Raw genomic sequence first — 17,317 nt, 5'->3', positions numbered from 1 at the left:
TGCGCCTCATGAGCGAACCAGCCAAGCTCCAGGGCAGGCTCCGGGCGGAATTCGCGCACGAGCCGCACGAGGACGGGGGAGCGCCGCGCAACGAGGGCGGCGAGCCGGGGGACGGTGTGCGCGCTGCGGCCCGGTCTGCGGCCGATGCTGCCGGTCAGACGCCCTTCGACCAGGCGTTCACCTCGGCGATCGTTGCCGGCCTGACATTGCTCTCGGCCGGACTGGTCCTGGTCACCGGCATCCTCCAGGATTTCCACATCGCAGCATTCGGCCTCGGAACGATCGGGATCGCCGGCTCGATCCTGATGGTCCGGCACGGGGTGCAGAGCGCACAGCGAAACGGCCGCCACGCCGAGCATAGCCACGACCGCTACTGGGAACAGAACGAGACGGCGGCGGTGACGTCGGCGATCCACGACATTCTGCGCGATATCGTCATGGTGCGTTCGCTGGACGGCAGGATTCTCCGCGCCAATGCCGTGATCAGCGATCTCGTCGGCATCATCGATCCGAGGGGGCTGTCCTGCAGCGAGATCGGGCTGGATTTCCGCTCGCAGGCGCTGCCCTATCACTATGATGTCGAGATCGCGACGCCGGGCGGTGTGCGCATCTATGCCTGGCACGACATCACCATCCGTGACCCGGCGACTGGAGAACTGGTGATCCACAGCATCGCCCGCGACGTCACCGAGGAACGCCGGGCGGAAAACGAGCGCGAGATCGCCCGTCGCCGGGCGGAGATGGAGAGCGAGACGAAATCCCGCCTGCTCGCCACCGTCAGCCATGAAATCCGCACGCCGCTGTCGGGCATCCTCGGCATGTCGCACCTCATCGGCCAGACGCGGCTGACCGCGGAGCAGAAGAACTACCTCGCCGGCATCCGCCAGTCCGGCCATGCGCTGGTGCAACTCGTCGACGACCTGCTCGACTTCTCCACGATCGAGGCGGGCCGGTTCCAGCTTCGCCCCTGCGAGGAGCCGGTGCGACCGCTTCTGGAAAGCGTCGTCGAGATGCTGTCGCCCCGCGCCCACGAGAAGGGCATCGAGATCGGCTCCTTCGTCTCCGCCGACGTGCCCGCGGTCATGCTCTTCGACGGACCGCGGCTCAGGCAGGTGCTCTACAACGTCATCGGCAACGCGGTGAAATTCACCCCCGCAGGCGGTGTCTACCTCGAGACGACGCTCGAGGGCGACCATATCGTCGTCACCATTGCAGACACCGGTCCCGGCATGACGGCGGAGGAGCAGGCGCGCGTGTTCGAGGCCTTCGAACAGGCGGGCGGCGTCTCGCAGCGCCGCGGCGGCGCCGGGCTCGGGCTCGCGATCTCGGCGCGCATCCTGCGCGAGGCCGGCGGCGCGCTGACGCTTGCGAGCGAACTCGGCCGCGGCTCCACCTTCACCATCCGGATGCCGGCAGCACCCACGCTTGCGCCCGTCACCGGCCGCTCCGGGCCGCTGCGCGGTTCGGCCGTCTTCCTGTTCGCGCCGGAAGGACCGGTCTCGAAGGCCCTGAAGCGGACCATCGAGACGCTCGGCGGCACCTGCCGCCACGTCGCCGAGGTAAACGAGGCGCTGGAGATCACCCAGGGCGCGGTTGCCTTTCCGCTGACCGACATCATCGTCGACAACAGGCTTTCGGGTGATTTCCGGCGGGAGTTGCTGCACCTGCCGGCTTTCGCCGATCCCCGCATCCGCCGCGTCTATCTGGTCAATCCGGAGGAGCGCACCGGGCGGGCGATCGGCAACGGCGAGGGGTATGACGCCTGGCTGATCCGGCCCTTGCGCGAACGTTCGCTGGTGGAGGTCCTGCGCGGGCGCATGAAGGGCATCGAGATCCGCGACGCCATCAACGACAACCGCCCGATCCTGAGCGAGCCGCCGGCGGACGAGCTGCCTCCCGAACCGGAACGGCGAGCCGGCCGGGTGCTGCTGGCCGAGGACGACCCGATCAATGCCATGCTGGTGCGTTCGATGCTCTCGAAGGCGGGCTTCGAGGTCGAGCTCGTCGAGGATTTCCCGGCGCTGCTGGCGGCGCTCGGTGAGGGCAGGGCCCGGCCGGACATGGTCATCACCGACGTCGGCATGCCGGGGGGCGAGGGGCGCGAGGTCATCCGCGCGATCGCTTCCGGGGAGGGGGCGGTGCCGGTCATCGTGCTGACCGCCGACCGGCGTGCGGCGCTTCACCAGGAATTGATCGCCTGCGGCGCCGCCTGCGTCATGGTCAAGCCGGCAGAGCCGCCGGCGCTGCTTTCGGAGATCTCCCGGCTGACGGCCGCGCGTGTCATAAACTAATTCGCCACTGCCCCTGATTGTGGCCCGCATCTGCTTGCCCGTGGGTGTTTGCGGCCCTATGGTCCCGGTCGCGTGGATGTCACCATCCTGTTGCAGATTCGTGTTTAAAGACGCGCAAATCAACGCAGGAAGGTGGCCCATGACCGTGGAGATCGCAGAGCCCAACGTGGTGACCGAAACCGTACCGCCGACGTGCCAGCTTCCCGTGCGCAAGTCTGCCGAGGTGCTCGGCCGGATCGGCACGCTCGAGACGCGCCTGGCCCTGAAGAACAGCGAGATCGATGCCGCCCAAGCCGTCCGCTACCGCGTCTTCGTCGAGGAGATGAACGCCCAGACCGCTCCCGACGCGATGCGCCGCCGGCGCGACATCGACGCCTGGGACATGGTCTGCGACCACCTGCTCGTGCTCGATACCGCGATCGAGGGCGACCCGGAAGAGCAGATCGTCGGCACCTACCGCCTGCTGCGGCAGGAAGTGGCGAGGGGGTCGGGCGGCTTCTACTCGCAATCGGAGTTCGACGTCGAGACGATGATTGCGCGCCATCCGGACAAGCGCTTCATGGAGCTTGGCCGCTCCTGCGTCCTGCCACAATACCGCACCAAGCGCACGGTCGAACTGCTCTGGCAGGGCGCCTGGGCCTATGCGCTGAAGCATGGCGTTCAGGCCATGTTCGGCTGCGCCTCCTTCGGCGGCGTCGTCCCCGAGGAGCATGCGCTGGCACTGTCCTTCCTGCACCAGAACGCCCTTGCGGGCGGGGATTGGATGGTCAGGGCGCATCCCGACCAGTACCGCACCATGGACCTGATGCCGAGCGAGGCGGTCAATGCCCGGCGTGCGCTCGCCGCCATGCCGCCGCTGGTCAAGGGCTACCTGCGGCTCGGCGCGATGATCGGCGACGGCGCCGTCGTCGATCACGCCTTCCGCACCACCGACGTCCTGATCGTCCTGCCGATCGGCAGCATCTCGGGCCGCTACATCAATTATTACGGTGCGGACGCGGGGCGGTTCGCCAGCTGAAACGCAGTCGGGGGAGTGAAGGTCCCTCGCCCGATACGGCGAAGGACCTATGTCTCAAACCCCCGCGTTATACGCCGCCAGCGCCGCCATGTTGACGATGTCCGAGTCCTTGGCGCCCATCGAGACGATCTGCACCGACTTGTCGAGGCCGACCAGCAGCGGGCCGATCACGGTCGAGCCGCCGAGTTCCTGCAGCATCTTGGTCGAGATGGCCGCCGAGTGGAAGGCGGGCATGACCAGCACGTTGCCGGGGGCGGAGAGACGGCAGAACGGATATTGCTCCATGATCTTCGGGTTGAGCGCCACGTCGGCGGCCATTTCGCCGTCATACTCGAAGTCGACGCGCCGCTTGTCGAGGATCTTCACCGCCTCGCGCACCCGCTCGGAGCGCTCGCCGGTCGGGTTGCCGAAGGTCGAATAGGCGAGCATCGCCACGCGCGGCTCGTAGCCGAGGCGGCGGGCGAGGCCGGCGGCCTCCTCTGCGATGTCGGCCAGTTCCTCCGCATTCGGCATGTCGTGCACGGCGGTATCGGCGACGAGCACGGTGCGGCCGCGGCAGAGCGTCAGCGAGGCGCCGATCACCCGGTGACCCGGCTTGGCGTCGATGCAGCGGCGCACGTCCTCCAGCGCGGTCGAGTAGTTGCGCGTCAGGCCCGTGACCATCGCATCCGCGTCGCCGAGCGCGACCATGCAGGCGGCAAAATGGTTGCGGTCGTTGTTGATCAGGCGCTGGGCATCGCGGAACAGGTAGCCGTTACGCTGGATGCGGGCGTAGAGATAGTCGGTATAGGCGTCGTTGCGCCTGGAAATGCGGGCGTTCAGGAGTTCGATGCCGGGCCTGTCGAGATCGATGCCGGCGCGCTCGGCGGTCTCGCGCATGCGCTCCTCGCGCCCGACCAGGATGGCGGTGCCGAGCTGCTGGTTGGCATAGGAGACGGCGGCCCGCATCATCTGCTCTTCCTCGCCCTCGGCGAAGACCACCCGCTTCGGGTGCCGGCGGACCCGCGCATAGATGCTCTGCAGCGTCGAGGCGATCGGATCGCGCCGCGCCTTCAGTTCGCGCGCATAGGCGTCGAGATCGAGCAGCGGCCGCCGGGCGACGCCGGTGTCCATCGCGGCCTTGGCGACGGCGACCGGGATGGCCGAGATCAGCCGCGGGTCGAAGGGGACGGGAATGATGTACTGCGCGCCGAAGCGGGGCCGGTTGCCCTGGTAGGCAGCCGCGACGTCGTCCGGTACGTCCTCCTTGGCGAGGTTGGCGAGCGCCTCGGCGGCGGCGATCTTCATCGCGTCATTGATCGTGGTGGCGCGCACGTCGAGCGCCCCGCGGAAGATGTAGGGAAAGCCGAGAACGTTGTTGACCTGGTTCGGATAGTCCGAGCGGCCGGTGGCGACGATCGCGTCGTCACGGATGCGGGCGACTTCCTCCGGAGTGATTTCGGGGTCCGGATTGGCCATGGCGAAGATGATCGGATGCGCCGCCATCGTGCGCACCATCTCGGCCGTCAGTGCGCCCTTGGCCGAAAGGCCGAAGAACACGTCGGCGCCGTCGAGCGCGTCCTTGAGGCTGCGCCGGTCGGTCTTGACCGCATGGGCCGACTTCCACTGGTTCATGCCCTCCTCGCGCCCCTGGTAGATGACGCCCTTGGTATCGCAGAGGATGACGTTTTCCGGGTTGAAGCCCATCGACTTGATCAGCTCGATGCAGGCGATCGCCGCAGCGCCCGCGCCGTTGCAGACGAGCTTGGTCGTCTTGAAGTCCCGACCGGTCAGCGTCAGCGCGTTGATCAGTCCGGCGGCGGCGATGATGGCGGTGCCGTGCTGGTCGTCGTGGAAGACGGGGATGTCCATCAGTTCGCGCAGGCGCTGCTCGATGATGAAGCAGTCCGGCGCCTTGATGTCTTCGAGATTGATGCCGCCGAAGGAGGGGCCGAGATAGCGCACGCAGTTGATGAACTCGTCGACGTTCTCGGTGTCGACCTCGAGATCGATGCTGTCGACGTCGGCGAAGCGCTTGAAGAGCACGGCCTTGCCCTCCATCACCGGCTTGGAGGCGAGCGCGCCGAGATTGCCGAGACCGAGGATCGCGGTGCCGTTGGAGATGACGGCGACCATGTTGCCGCGGGAGGTATAGTCGTAGGCGCGGGAAGGGTCCTCCGCGATCGCCTTGACGGGGACGGCCACGCCGGGCGAATAGGCGAGCGACAGGTCGCGCTGCGTCGCCATCGGCTTTGTCGGGGTGATCTCGAGTTTTCCCGGGCGCCCTTGTGCGTGGAAATCCAGCGCTTCCTGATCGGTCACGCTTGCAACCACCCGCTTCGTCTTGCCTGTCTCCGCCATCGGTCTCCCCCCAATGCATTTCCGGTCAACCTCTTGTGGGCAGCAGGCCCTGCGTCCCCTTGAGGTGTTGTCTTCTATAGCGACAGGCGGATAGGGTGGCACCTCTTTTTTGGGATGAACAGCTTTTCCGTGAACGACCAGATCGTGCGCCCCGGCGACATATTGACGACCTCCGAACTTGCCAGCGTGGCGAGCCGCGCATCGGCGACGCCGATGATGGAACAGTATATCGAGATCAAGGCCAACAATCCCGATAGCCTGCTGTTCTATCGCATGGGCGATTTCTACGAGCTGTTCTTCCAGGACGCGGCGGACGCTTCGCGTGCGCTCGGCATCACCCTGACCAAGCGCGGCCAGCACCTGGGACAGGATATCCCGATGTGCGGCGTGCCGATCCATGCCGCCGACGATTACCTGCAGAAGCTGATCGCGCTCGGGTTCCGCGTCGCCGTCTGTGAGCAGGTCGAGGATCCTGCGGAGGCGAAGAAGCGCGGCTCGAAGTCGGTCGTCCGCCGCGACGTCGTCCGTCTCGTCACGCCGGGAACGCTGACCGAGGAAAAGCTGCTCTCGCCGTCCGACGCCAATTACCTGATGACGCTGTCGCGCATCCGCGGCGGCGCCGAGCCGGCACTGGCGCTCGCCTGGATCGACATCTCCACCGGCGTCTTCCGGCTGGCCGAGACGACCGGGCAGCGGCTGCTGGCAGATATCCTGCGCATCGAGCCACGCGAACTGATCGTGCCCGACACGCTGTTCCACGATCCCGAGTTCCGCCCCGTCGTCGACGTTCTGGGCAGGGTCGTCGTTCCCCAGCCGGCGGTGCTGTTCGACAGCGCGACGGCGGAGGGCCGGATTGCCCGCTACTTCGACGTCGGCACGCTCGACGGCTTCGGCACCTTCTCGCGCGCCGAGCTCTCGGCGGCTTCGGCCGCGATCGCCTATGTGGAGAAGACGCAGATCGCCGAGCGCCCGCCGCTCGGGCTGCCCGAGCGCGAGAGCGCGGCCTCGACCCTGTTCATCGATCCGGCGACGCGCGCCAACCTCGAACTGGTGCGCACGCTTTCCGGCGAGAAGAGCGGCACGCTGCTGAAGGCGATCGACCGGACGGTGACGGGCGGCGGCGCGCGGCTTCTGGCCGAGCGGCTGATGTCGCCGCTGACCGATCCGGAGCCGGTCAACGAGCGCCTGGATTCGATTGCCGCCCTTGCCGCCTGGCCGTCCTTCGCCTCCGATCTGCGCGATGCGCTGAAGCTTCTACCGGACATGCCGCGCGCGCTTTCCCGGTTGGCGCTCGGCCGCGGCGGCCCGCGCGATCTCGGCGCCCTGCTGCAGGGCCTGCGGGCGGCCTCGGCGGTCGCCGGCATGATGGCGGCGCAGGATCTGGAAGGCGAACTGGCCGCTGCCCGCAGGGATATCGAGGCACTGCCGGCGGACCTGGTCGAACGGCTCGCCTCGATGCTCGGCGACGAACTGCCGCTCCTGAAGCGCGACGGCGGCTTCATCCGCGAGGGTGCGGACGCCGAACTCGACGAGATGCGGGCGCTGCGCGACCAGTCGCGCCGGGTCATCGCCGGCCTGCAGCTGCAATATGCCGAGGAGACCGGCGTCAAGTCTCTGAAGATCAAGCACAACAACGTGCTCGGCTATTTCATCGAGGTCTCGGCCGGGAACGCCTCGGCGCTGACCGAGGGCGACGAGGCCAAGGCGCGCTTCATCCATCGCCAGACCATGGCGGGCGCGATGCGCTTCACCACCACCGTGCTGTCGGAGCTGGAAACGAAGATCGCCAATGCCGCCGACCGCGCGCTGGCGATCGAGCTTGCAGCGTTCGAGGTGCTGACGGAGGCGGTGGTCGCGCAGGCCGATGCGGTCAAGGCCGCCGCGCGCGCCTTGTCCGTCGTCGATGTCTCGCAGGGGCTTGCGGTCCTAGCCGAGGAACAGGCCTATTGCCGTCCGGTCGTCGACCGCTCGAAGATGTTTGCGATCGCGGGCGGCCGCCATCCGGTCGTCGAGCAGGCGCTGCGCCGGCAGGCGGGCAATCCCTTCGTCGCCAATGCCTGCGACCTCTCTCCGGTAGGCGGCAAGGGAGACGGCGCGATCTGGCTCCTGACCGGCCCGAACATGGGCGGTAAGTCGACCTTCCTGCGGCAGAACGCGCTGATCGCCATTCTGGCGCAGATGGGCTCCTATGTGCCGGCCGAGAGTGCCCATATCGGCATCGTCGATCGCCTGTTTTCGCGCGTCGGCGCCTCGGACGACCTGGCGCGGGGCCGCTCGACCTTCATGGTCGAGATGGTCGAGACGGCGGCGATCCTCAACCAGGCGACCGAGCATTCGCTGGTGATCCTGGACGAGATCGGCCGCGGGACCGCGACCTTCGACGGCCTGTCGATCGCCTGGGCGGCGGTCGAGCACCTGCACGAGGCCAATCGCTGCCGCGGCCTGTTCGCCACCCATTTCCACGAGCTCACGGTGCTTTCCGAAAAGCTCGGCCGCCTTTCCAATGCCACGATGCGGGTGAAGGAGTGGGACGGCGAGGTGATCTTCCTGCACGAGGTCGGCCCCGGTGCCGCCGACCGCTCCTACGGCATCCAGGTGGCGCGGCTCGCCGGGCTCCCTGCATCCGTCGTCGCGCGGGCAAAGGACGTGCTCGCCAAGCTGGAGGACGCCGATCGCAAGAACCCGGCAAGCCAACTGATTGATGACCTGCCGCTGTTCCAGGTGGCGGTCCGGCGCGAGGAGGCGGGTAAGGCCGCTGGCAACGCCAAGATCGACGAGATGCTGAAGGGCCTGAGCCCGGACGACATGTCGCCGCGGGAGGCGCTGGAGGCGCTCTACGCACTCAAGAAGGAAGCCGGCGATCGCTAGAAGCAGGGCTGTCGCGGCGGTCCAAAAAGGGCTATAGCCCTTCGGCACCGGGAGGTGACCACAGGCAGAAAGGCAGCAGGCGGCCGCATTCCATGGACAGCAAAGTAACGGTACCGGCCCATTCCGGCCTGCTTGACGTCGCCGCCCTGAGGGCAAAGTGCGAATTCATCGCCAGCGCCAATGCCGAACAGCGCGACCGCATGCGCCAGGCGCTGCTGGCCGAGCTCAAGAAGGCATACCAGTTGGGGTGCGAGCAGGCGCGGGAACTGCTCTTTGCCGACGGCAGCGGTCTTGCCTGCGCCGCCCGCCTCTCCTGGCTGCAGGACCAGCTGATTTCCGTCGTCCACGATTTCGCGTTGAACCATGTCTTCAGCGCGGCGATGGCCCCGGAGGCCGCCCGCATCACGGTGACTGCCGTCGGCGGCTATGGCCGCGGCACGCTGGCGCCGGGCTCCGACATCGACCTTCTGTTCCTGCTGCCGCCCAGGCCGCAGCCCTGGAGCGAGCCGGCGATCGAGTTCATGCTCTACCTGCTCTGGGACATGGGCTTCAAGGTCGGCCACGCCACCCGCAGCATCGAGGACTGCATCTCGCTGTCCAAGGATGACATGACGATCCGTACCGCGATCCTCGAGGCACGCTACGTGTGCGGTTCGCGGCCGCTGTTCGACGAGCTCTCCGTCCGCTTCGAGCGCGAGATTATGCTCGGCACGGGACCGGAATTCATCGCCGCCAAGCTCGCCGAGCGCGACGAGCGCCACCGCAAGGCCGGCGACACGCGCTATCTGGTCGAGCCGAACATCAAGGAGGGCAAGGGAGGTTTGCGCGACCTGCACACGCTCTTCTGGATCGCCAAATACTACTACAACATCCGCGATCCGGAGGATCTCGTGAAGCTCGGCGTCCTGTCGCGCCACGAGTTCAAGCTGTTCCAGAAGGCCGACGATTTCCTCTGGGCCGTTCGCTGCCACCTGCATTTCCTCACCGGCAAGGCGGAGGAGCGGCTGTCCTTCGACGTGCAGTCGGAGATCGCCGCCTGCCTCGGCTATCAGCCGCATCCGGGGCTGTCGGCCGTCGAACGCTTCATGAAGCACTATTTCCTCGTCGCCAAGGACGTCGGCGACCTGACGCGCATCTTCTGCGCCGCACTCGAGGACCAGCAGGCCAAGGAGGCGCCGGGCATCACCGCTGTGATCAGCCGCTTCACCCGCCGCAACCGCAAGATCCCGGGCTCGCTCGATTTCGTCGAGGACCGCGGCCGCATCACGATCGCGAGCCCCGACGTGTTCAAGCGCGATCCGGTGAACCTGATCCGGCTCTTCCACATCGCCGACCTCAACGGGCTGGAATTCCATCCCGACGCCCTGAAACTGGTCACCCGGTCGCTGCGCCTGATCAACAACGCGCTGCGCGAGGACGAGGAGGCCAACCGGCTGTTCCTGTCGATCCTGACCTCCCCGCGCGATCCGGCCCTGATGCTGAGGCGGATGAACGAATCCGGCGTGCTCGGCCGGTTCATCCCTGAATTCGGCAAGATCGTCGCGATGATGCAGTTCAACATGTATCATCACTACACGGTCGACGAGCACCTGATCCGCTCCGTCGGCGTCTTGTCCGGCATCGAACAGGGGCGCGAGACGGAGGCGCACCCGCTGGCCGCCATGCAGGTCATGCCCAGCATCGAGGATCGCCTGCCGCTCTATGTGGCGGTCCTGCTGCACGACGTGGCCAAGGGCCGGCCGGAGGATCATTCGGTCGCCGGCGCCCGTCTGGCGCGCAAGCTCTGCCAGCGCTTCCGCATGACCCCGAAACAGACCGAGCTCGTCGTCTGGCTGATCGAGGAGCACCTGGTCATGTCGATGGTGGCGCAGACGCGCGACCTCAACGACCGCAAGACCATCGTCGATTTTGCCGACAAGGTGCGCTCGATGGAGCGCCTGAAGATGCTGCTGGTGCTGACCGTCTGCGATATCCGCGCGGTCGGCCCGGGCGTCTGGAACGGCTGGAAGGGTCAGTTGCTGCGAACGCTCTACTACGAGACCGAACTCGTCCTGTCGGGCGGCTTCTCCGAGGTCTCGCGCAAGGAACGGGCGAAGGCCGCGCGCGAGGCGTTGTCGGAGGCGCTCGCCGACTGGAGCCAGAAGGACCGCAGGGCCTATGCCCGCCTGCACTACGATCCCTATCTGCTGACGGTCTCGCTGGAGGAGCAGGTGCGCCATGCGGACTTCATCCGCGGCGCCGACAAGGCCAGGCAGGCGCTCGCGACCATGGTGCGCACGGATAGCTTCCACGCCATCACCGAGATCACCGTCCTCTCGCCCGACCATCCGCGACTCCTGACGGTGATTGCCGGCGCCTGTGCGGCCGCCGGCGCCAACATCGTCGACGCTCAGATCCACACCACCTCCGACGGTCGCGCCCTGGATACGATCCTCGTCAATCGCGAGTTCCCGAACGATGCCGACGAGATGCGGCGCGCGGCCAATATCGGCAAGATGATCGAGGACGTGCTTTCGGGCCGCAAGCGCCTGCCGGAGGTGATCGCCAACCGGACCCGTGGCCGCAAGCGCTCCAAGACCTTCACCGTGCCGCCGGCGGTAACGATCTCCAATGCGCTGTCCAACAAGTTCACGGTGATCGAAATCGAGTGCCTCGACCGGCCCGGTCTCCTGTCCGAGGTGACGGCGGTCCTGTCGGACCTGTCGCTCGACATCGCCTCGGCCCACATCACCACCTTCGGCGAGAAGGTGATCGACACCTTCTACGTCAACGACCTGCTCGGCCAGAAGATCACCAACGAGAACCGCCAGGCCAACATCATCGCCCGGCTGAAGGCGGTGATGGCCGAGGAAGCTGACGAGGCGCGCGACCGGATGCCGTCGGGCATCGTGGCGCCCGTGGGCGCCAAACCGGGGGTCAGGGTCGCCGAATGAGCCTTGTCACGAAATTTGCTACCGTCGGCGGCGCGACGCTCGGCAGCCGTATCCTGGGCTTCGCCCGCGAAACGCTGATGGCGGCGGCACTCGGCACCGGTCCGATGGCGGATGCCTTCTATGCCGCCTTCCGCTTTCCGAACCTGTTTCGCCGCCTGTTTGCCGAGGGAGCCTTCAACGCCGCCTTCGTGCCGCTCTTCGCCAAGGAGATCGAGGCCGGCGGCGTCGACGGCGCCAAGCGTTTTTCCGAGGAGGTCTTCGGCGTCCTCTTCACCGTGCTGATGCTCATCACCATCGCCATGGAACTGGCGATGCCGCTGATCGTCGCCTGGGTCATCGCGCCGGGTTTCGTGGGCGACCCGGAGAAGTTCGACGTGACGGTCAGGCTTGCCATCGTCATGTTCCCCTACCTGATGTGCATGTCGCTGACGGCGATGCTCTCGGGCATGCTGAATTCGCTGCACCACTATTTCGCCGCCGCCGTCGCGCCGATCTTCCTCAATCTCGTGCTGATCAGCGCGCTCGTCTTCGGGCTCTACACCGGCGCCTCGCCGCTGGATACGGCCTGGTATCTCGCCTGGGGCGTGCTGGCTGCCGGCATCCTGCAGATGGTGGTCCTCTATGCGGGCGTCCTGCATGCCGGCATGCGCATCGGCTTTCGCCGGCCGAGGATGACGCCGAACGTCAAGCGGCTGCTGTGGCTGGCGCTGCCGGCCGCCGTCACCGGAGGCATCACCCAGATCAACCAGATCATCGGCCAGATGATCGCCTCGACCCGGGAGGGGGCGATCTCGGCCCTGCAATATGCCGATCGCGTCTATCAGCTGCCGCTCGGCGTCGTCGGCGTCGCCGTCGGCGTCGTGCTGCTGCCGGAACTGGCGCGCGCGCTGAAGGGCGGGCACGAGCGGGAGGCGGCCAACCTGCAGAACCGGTCGCTGGAATTCGTGCTGTTCCTGACGCTGCCGGCCGCGGCCGCCCTCTGGGTCATCTCCGACGAGATCGTCCGCGTCCTTTACGAGCGCGGCGCGTTTTCGCCCGAGACCACTTCCATCGTCGCAGGCACGCTCGCGATCTACGGCCTCGGCCTGCCGGGTTTCGTGATGATCAAGGCACTCAATCCCGGCTTCTTCGCCCGCGAGGATACGAAGACGCCGATGCGCATCACGCTGTTCTCGGTGGTGGTCAATTGCGTGCTGGCCGTCTCGCTCTTTCCCCATTTCCACGAACGCGGCATCGCCACCGCCGAGGCGACCTCGGGCTGGCTGACGGCGATCTTCCTGTTCGTCACGCTCGTCCGCCGTGGCCACTGGCCGCTGGAGAGGGCGCTGGCCTGGCGCGTGGCACGGCTGGTGATAGCCGCCCTCGTCATGGCCGCAAGCCTCGACTACGCCTCGGGGCTGATGGCGGCACGGCTCGCCTCCACCGCCTCGCTTTTGGAGCAGGTGGCCGCGCTCGGCGCCCTGATCGGCCTGTCGATGGTGATCTATTTCGGCGTCGCCTTCCTGATCGGCGGTGCCGACCTCGGCATGATCCGCCGCAACATCAGGCGCAAGGCAAAGCCGGCACCGGAGAGCGGCGAATGAAGGGGCGGATTGCGCTCGTCACGCTGGTGGTGCCGGACTACGACCGCGCGATCGCCTTCTATTGCGGGGCGCTGCGCTTCGACCTCGTCGAGGACACGCAACTGCCCGACGGCAAGCGCTGGGTAGTCGTGCGCCCCAAGGGAGGCGACAACGGCGGCGACGGCACGGGGCTGCTCCTGGCGGAGGCCGTCGGCGAGGCGCAGGTGGCTGCGATCGGCAGGCAGACGGGCGGCCGTGTCGGCTTCTTCCTCCATACCGGCGATTTCGAGCGCGACTTTTCCGCCTTCGTCGCCGCCGGCGTCCGTTTCCTGGAGCAGCCGCGCACGGAGGCCTACGGCACCGTTGCCGTCTTCGAGGATCCCTTCGGCAACAGGTGGGACTTGCTGCAGCCGGCGTCCTGATTGCCGGCGCATGGGTCCCGCCTGCGTCTCAACGCATGGCGACGACCTTCGATTTCGATCTGTTCAGCTTGGCGAGACCGCGCCCCCCGCAGTAATTCCAGCGCCGCTTCGGCCCGACGTCGACATGGACGATGCCATTGCAATAGGTGCCGATGCCGCCGATGCCGGGTGCAGTCTTTGCCGCAGCGACGATGCGACTGACCGGAACGCCGGGCACGCGGATGTCGGCCGCCATGCACTTGCGATGATAGGAACCCCGCCGGCCGCCGGATCGGTTGCCGGAGGTCACCAGCGGGCGCCTGCCGGTCTGTGCCGCAATATGGGCTAGGACGGCGTGCAGCCGCCCCGGGAAACAGCGATGCTGGACCCGTGGCGTCTGGGTCGCATAGGCGAGCGTGATCCGTCCCTTGTCCTTCTTAAAATTCAGCTTGGTCTCCTCGCCCGCCTGCGCGCCGTCGATGGCGAGAGTCGAAAGCGCGAACAGGCCGGCCAGCAGCATGCAACATGCTCTCCGCATGATACCTCTCCTGATCAGGTCGGTCAGCAAAGCTGGCCGGGATACCTCCGCCCCGGAGAGAACTGAAATCCCAAAATTGGCTTTTGTGAGGATTTTATTGCTAATGTTAGTTAATACTTAAGGAGTATTAAGGGCGTGCCGCGATTGTGCCGTCTTGACGCCACGATCGCTGCCCGCACCGCGTCGGGATCGTGCTCGCCATTGCCCGCTTGATTGTGCCCCGGCCGCCGTGCATAAGCGCGCCCGTGAACCAGTTGCGGCACCCGCTGCTTGGGCCCTCCACCAGCCTCACGAGGACATCATGACCGCTTTCAAGCCGCTCGTCTTTTCCGGCGTCCAGCCGACGGGCAATCTCCATCTCGGCAACTATCTCGGCGCCATTCGCAAGTTCGTCGCGCTGCAGGCGGACAACGACTGCATCTACTGCGTCGTCGACCTGCATTCGATCACCGCCCAGCTTGTCCACGAGGACCTGAAGGGGCAGATCCGCTCGATTGCGGCCGCCTTCATCGCGTCCGGCATCGATCCGGAAAAGCATATCGTTTTCAACCAGTCGGCCGTGCCGCAGCATGCCGAGCTGGCCTGGATCTTCAACTGCGTGGCCCGCATCGGCTGGATGAACCGGATGACCCAGTTCAAGGACAAGGCCGGCAAGGACCGCGAGAACGCCTCGCTCGGACTGCTCGCCTATCCGAGCCTGATGGCCGCCGATATCCTCGTCTACCGCGCCACTCACGTTCCGGTCGGCGACGACCAGAAGCAGCATCTGGAACTGGCCCGCGACATCGCGATGAAGTTCAATCTCGACTTCCGGGACAAGATCCGCGCTTCCGGTACCGGCGTCGACATTCTGGTCGGCGACGAGCCCGTGCACGCCTATTTCCCGATGGTCGAGCCGATGATCGAGGGTCCGGCGCCGCGCGTCATGAGCCTGCGCGACGGCACGAAGAAAATGTCGAAGTCCGACCCGTCCGATCTGTCCCGCATCAACCTTATGGATGATGCCGAGACCATCTCGAAGAAGATCCGCAAGGCCAAGACCGATCCCGAGGCGTTGCCGTCCGAGACCGAGGGACTGAAGGGCCGGCCGGAGGCGGAAAACCTCGTCGGCATCTATGCTGCCCTGTCCGACAGGTCGAAGGCGGAGGTCCTGGCGGAGTTCGGCGGCCAGCAGTTCTCCACCTTCAAGCCGGCGCTGGTCGATCTCGCCGTCAACGTTCTTTCGCCGATCACCGCCGAAATGCGCCGGCTGATGGACGATACCGCCCATATCGACGCCATCCTCCGCAATGGCGGCGAACGGGCCCGCGCCCGGGCCGAGAAGACGATCGCCGAGGTCTCCGACATCATCGGCTTCCTGCGCTGAGACATCGGCGCCGGTGCCGCAGGCCCTCTTCTTCCGAGGGGAGAAGAGGGAAGCGGAGGTGCCGCTGGCCAATTCCCATCGCCCGGATTTGGTATAAGCTGTGGCGGAATCAGGGCGAAGGTGAGTGAGACATGGTATCGACACGACAGTCACGCCTGGAGGGTCACCGGCGCAAGTTCCTGGCGATCGTCGACGAGACGCCGGAGTGCCAGCGCGCCACGCATTATGCGGCGGCGCGTGCGAAGAACTCCAATGGCGGCGTCGTGCTGCTCTATGTGATCCTGGCCGGCGACTTCCGTGAATGGCTGGGCGTGGAGGAGATCATGCGCGCCGAGGCGCGCGAGGAGGCCGAGGCCATCGTCGCCAAGGCGGCCCAGTCGGTGCGCGAAAGCCTCGGCATCGAACCGGAGATCGTCATCCGCGAGGGGAACGCGGCCGACGAGATCAATGCCCAGATCGAGGAGGACCGGGACATCGCGATCCTCGTCCTGGCGGCCGGTTCGGCCAAGGAGGGGCCGGGACCCCTGGTGTCGTCGCTCGCCGGCCGCGCCGCTTTCCCGATTCCCGTTACCGTCATTCCGGAGACCCTGACCGACGAGGAGATCGACGCGCTGAGCTGAGGTCACGATTCCTGCGGCCATGCCTTGATGCGGCGGTCGGAAAAGCCTATTTTCTTTTGAATAGTTCTAAACATTCGCCGCGGAGCCTTGAACCCGACGGCATGGAGACGAGAAGATGTTCATCCAGACCGAGACAACGCCGAACCCGGCAACCCTGAAATTCCTTCCCGGCAAGGTCGTGCTGGAAGAGGGAACGGCGGAGTTCCGCGACGAGACCGAGGCACAGGCGGCTTCGCCGCTGGCCGCCCGCCTGTTCGGCGTCCCCGGCGTCACCGGCGTCTTCTTCGGCTACGACTTCATCACCGTCACCAAGGACAATGCCGACTGGCAGCACCTGAAGCCGGCGATCCTCGGCACGATCATGGAGCACTTCATGTCCGGCCAGCCGATCATGGCCGGCGGCGCGCTCGGCGGCGACGACAGCGAGGAAGGCGAGTTCTACGACGAGGGTGACGAAGCGATCGTCGCGACGATCAAGGAACTGCTCGCGACCCGCGTCCGCCCCGCAGTCGCCCAGGACGGCGGCGATATCACCTTCAAGGGCTATCGCGACGGTCGCGTCTATCTCAACATGAAGGGCGCCTGCTCGGGATGCCCCTCGTCAACCGCCACCTTGAAGCACGGCGTTCAGAATCTGTTGCGTCATTTCGTACCGGAAGTTCAGGAAGTTGAAGCGGTTATGTAATTCCCGGCACCCCTCCCGCGGGTGCCACCGATGATCCTGCTGGCGATCGATACGTCCGGCAGCGGCTGCTTCGCGGCCATCCATGACAGCGACAGCAACGTCACGCTCGGCTTCGCCGGGGAGGATATCGGCCGCGGCCATGCCGAGCGGCTGATGGCGTTCGTCGACGCCGCCCTCGATAGCGCCGGCGTCGAATTGTCTGCGATCGACCGGATTGCCGTGACCATCGGGCCCGGCTCCTTCACCGGCATCCGTGTCGGCGTGGCGGCGGCCCGCGGGCTGTCGCTGGCGCTGGGAGTGCCGGCCGTCGGCGTCTCGACGCTGGCTGCGATCGCAGCCGGCCATCTTTCCGGCCATCCGGCAGCGCCCGTGTTCGTCGCGATCGACGCCAAGCGCGGCGAGGCCTATTGCCAGGCCTTTGCCGCCGACGGATCGGCGATCACGGCACCGCAGGTCCTGTCGCTCGAAGAGGCGCGCTCGGCGGCCGAAGCCTCCCGGGGAACCGTCATCGGCTCGGCGGCAGCGCTCGTTGCCGGGACCGCCGGCGAGATCGAGCCTTCCCGGCCGATCCCGATCGAGACGGTGGCCCGTCTCGGGGCGCTGGCCGATCCCGTTGGCGACAAGCCGAAGCCGCTCTATCTTCGCGGCCCGGACGCCAAGCCTCAGGCCGGTTTTGCCATTGCGAGGGTGTGATC

General features: G+C 66.7%; 12 protein-coding genes. 10 read left to right on the top strand and 2 right to left on the bottom strand.

The genetic code is table 11. The annotated features are described in order from the left end of the window. Positions 1 to 8 precede the first annotated feature (8 nt). Positions 9 to 2,291: a hybrid sensor histidine kinase/response regulator gene (locus tag LQK81_RS16365; RefSeq protein ID WP_230807428.1), complete on the top strand. Its 2,283-nt coding sequence runs from the start codon at positions 9 to 11 to the stop codon at positions 2,289 to 2,291. A 139-nt stretch (positions 2,292 to 2,430) separates the two neighbouring features. Then, positions 2,431 to 3,309, top strand: coding sequence for a GNAT family N-acetyltransferase (locus LQK81_RS16360; protein WP_230807427.1), 879 nt, complete (start codon positions 2,431 to 2,433; stop codon positions 3,307 to 3,309). A 54-nt stretch (positions 3,310 to 3,363) separates the two neighbouring features. Here LQK81_RS16360 and LQK81_RS16355 read toward each other — a convergent pair whose 3' ends face one another. Next, positions 3,364 to 5,649: an NADP-dependent malic enzyme gene (locus LQK81_RS16355; protein WP_230807426.1), complete on the bottom strand. Its 2,286-nt coding sequence runs from the start codon at positions 5,647 to 5,649 to the stop codon at positions 3,364 to 3,366. A 114-nt stretch (positions 5,650 to 5,763) separates the two neighbouring features. Between LQK81_RS16355 and mutS the strand changes: the two genes are divergently transcribed. From mutS to LQK81_RS16335, 4 genes are all read left to right on the top strand, one after another. Beyond that, positions 5,764 to 8,517, top strand: coding sequence for a DNA mismatch repair protein MutS (mutS, locus tag LQK81_RS16350; protein ID WP_230807425.1), 2,754 nt, complete (start codon positions 5,764 to 5,766; stop codon positions 8,515 to 8,517). 92 nt (positions 8,518 to 8,609) lie between these two features. Next, on the top strand, positions 8,610 to 11,450 hold the full coding sequence (locus tag LQK81_RS16345) for a [protein-PII] uridylyltransferase (RefSeq protein WP_230807424.1): 2,841 nt from the start codon (positions 8,610 to 8,612) through the stop codon (positions 11,448 to 11,450). Then, positions 11,447 to 13,033 (top strand): murein biosynthesis integral membrane protein MurJ, encoded by a 1,587-nt coding sequence (murJ, locus tag LQK81_RS16340; protein WP_230807423.1) that lies wholly within the window; start codon positions 11,447 to 11,449, stop codon positions 13,031 to 13,033. Before LQK81_RS16345 ends, murJ begins: the two co-directional genes overlap by 4 nt. Then, positions 13,030 to 13,434, top strand: coding sequence for a VOC family protein (locus LQK81_RS16335; protein WP_230807422.1), 405 nt, complete (start codon positions 13,030 to 13,032; stop codon positions 13,432 to 13,434). Before murJ ends, LQK81_RS16335 begins: the two co-directional genes overlap by 4 nt. Before the next feature lie 28 nt (positions 13,435 to 13,462). Here LQK81_RS16335 and LQK81_RS16330 read toward each other — a convergent pair whose 3' ends face one another. Continuing rightward, positions 13,463 to 13,951 carry a YcbK family protein gene (locus LQK81_RS16330; protein ID WP_230807421.1) on the bottom strand — a complete coding sequence of 163 codons (489 nt, stop codon included), beginning with the start codon at positions 13,949 to 13,951 and terminating at the stop codon, positions 13,463 to 13,465. 301 nt (positions 13,952 to 14,252) lie between these two features. Between LQK81_RS16330 and trpS the strand changes: the two genes are divergently transcribed. From trpS to tsaB, 4 genes are all read left to right on the top strand, one after another. Then, complete coding sequence (gene trpS / locus LQK81_RS16325) at positions 14,253 to 15,317, top strand: tryptophan--tRNA ligase (protein WP_230807420.1); 1,065 nt, start codon at positions 14,253 to 14,255, stop codon at positions 15,315 to 15,317. Between the two features lie 131 nt (positions 15,318 to 15,448). Next, positions 15,449 to 15,937, top strand: a complete 489-nt coding sequence (locus LQK81_RS16320; RefSeq protein ID WP_230807419.1) for a universal stress protein — start codon at positions 15,449 to 15,451, stop codon at positions 15,935 to 15,937. Between the two features lie 115 nt (positions 15,938 to 16,052). Next, positions 16,053 to 16,622: a NifU family protein gene (locus LQK81_RS16315; RefSeq protein WP_230807418.1), complete on the top strand. Its 570-nt coding sequence runs from the start codon at positions 16,053 to 16,055 to the stop codon at positions 16,620 to 16,622. A gap of 30 nt (positions 16,623 to 16,652) precedes the next feature. Then, positions 16,653 to 17,315 carry a tRNA (adenosine(37)-N6)-threonylcarbamoyltransferase complex dimerization subunit type 1 TsaB gene (gene tsaB / locus LQK81_RS16310; protein WP_230807417.1) on the top strand — a complete coding sequence of 221 codons (663 nt, stop codon included), beginning with the start codon at positions 16,653 to 16,655 and terminating at the stop codon, positions 17,313 to 17,315. The last annotated feature ends 2 nt before the right edge of the window (positions 17,316 to 17,317 follow it).

Source organism: Rhizobium sp. GN54 (assembly GCF_021026345.1).
GTDB lineage: Bacteria > Pseudomonadota > Alphaproteobacteria > Rhizobiales > Rhizobiaceae > Mycoplana.
Note: the sequence above shows the minus strand (reverse complement) of the source record. Positions and strands in the feature narration are given on the sequence as shown.

Coding starts and splice junctions, on each gene's coding strand:
- LQK81_RS16365 (WP_230807428.1), top strand. CDS start 9: ATGAGCGAACCAGCCAAGCTCCAGGGCAGGCTCCGGGCGGAATTCGCG.
- LQK81_RS16360 (WP_230807427.1), top strand. CDS start 2,431: ATGACCGTGGAGATCGCAGAGCCCAACGTGGTGACCGAAACCGTACCG.
- LQK81_RS16355 (WP_230807426.1), bottom strand. CDS start 5,649: ATGGCGGAGACAGGCAAGACGAAGCGGGTGGTTGCAAGCGTGACCGAT.
- mutS (WP_230807425.1), top strand. CDS start 5,764: ATGAACAGCTTTTCCGTGAACGACCAGATCGTGCGCCCCGGCGACATA.
- LQK81_RS16345 (WP_230807424.1), top strand. CDS start 8,610: ATGGACAGCAAAGTAACGGTACCGGCCCATTCCGGCCTGCTTGACGTC.
- murJ (WP_230807423.1), top strand. CDS start 11,447: ATGAGCCTTGTCACGAAATTTGCTACCGTCGGCGGCGCGACGCTCGGC.
- LQK81_RS16335 (WP_230807422.1), top strand. CDS start 13,030: ATGAAGGGGCGGATTGCGCTCGTCACGCTGGTGGTGCCGGACTACGAC.
- LQK81_RS16330 (WP_230807421.1), bottom strand. CDS start 13,951: ATGCGGAGAGCATGTTGCATGCTGCTGGCCGGCCTGTTCGCGCTTTCG.
- trpS (WP_230807420.1), top strand. CDS start 14,253: ATGACCGCTTTCAAGCCGCTCGTCTTTTCCGGCGTCCAGCCGACGGGC.
- LQK81_RS16320 (WP_230807419.1), top strand. CDS start 15,449: ATGGTATCGACACGACAGTCACGCCTGGAGGGTCACCGGCGCAAGTTC.
- LQK81_RS16315 (WP_230807418.1), top strand. CDS start 16,053: ATGTTCATCCAGACCGAGACAACGCCGAACCCGGCAACCCTGAAATTC.
- tsaB (WP_230807417.1), top strand. CDS start 16,653: ATGATCCTGCTGGCGATCGATACGTCCGGCAGCGGCTGCTTCGCGGCC.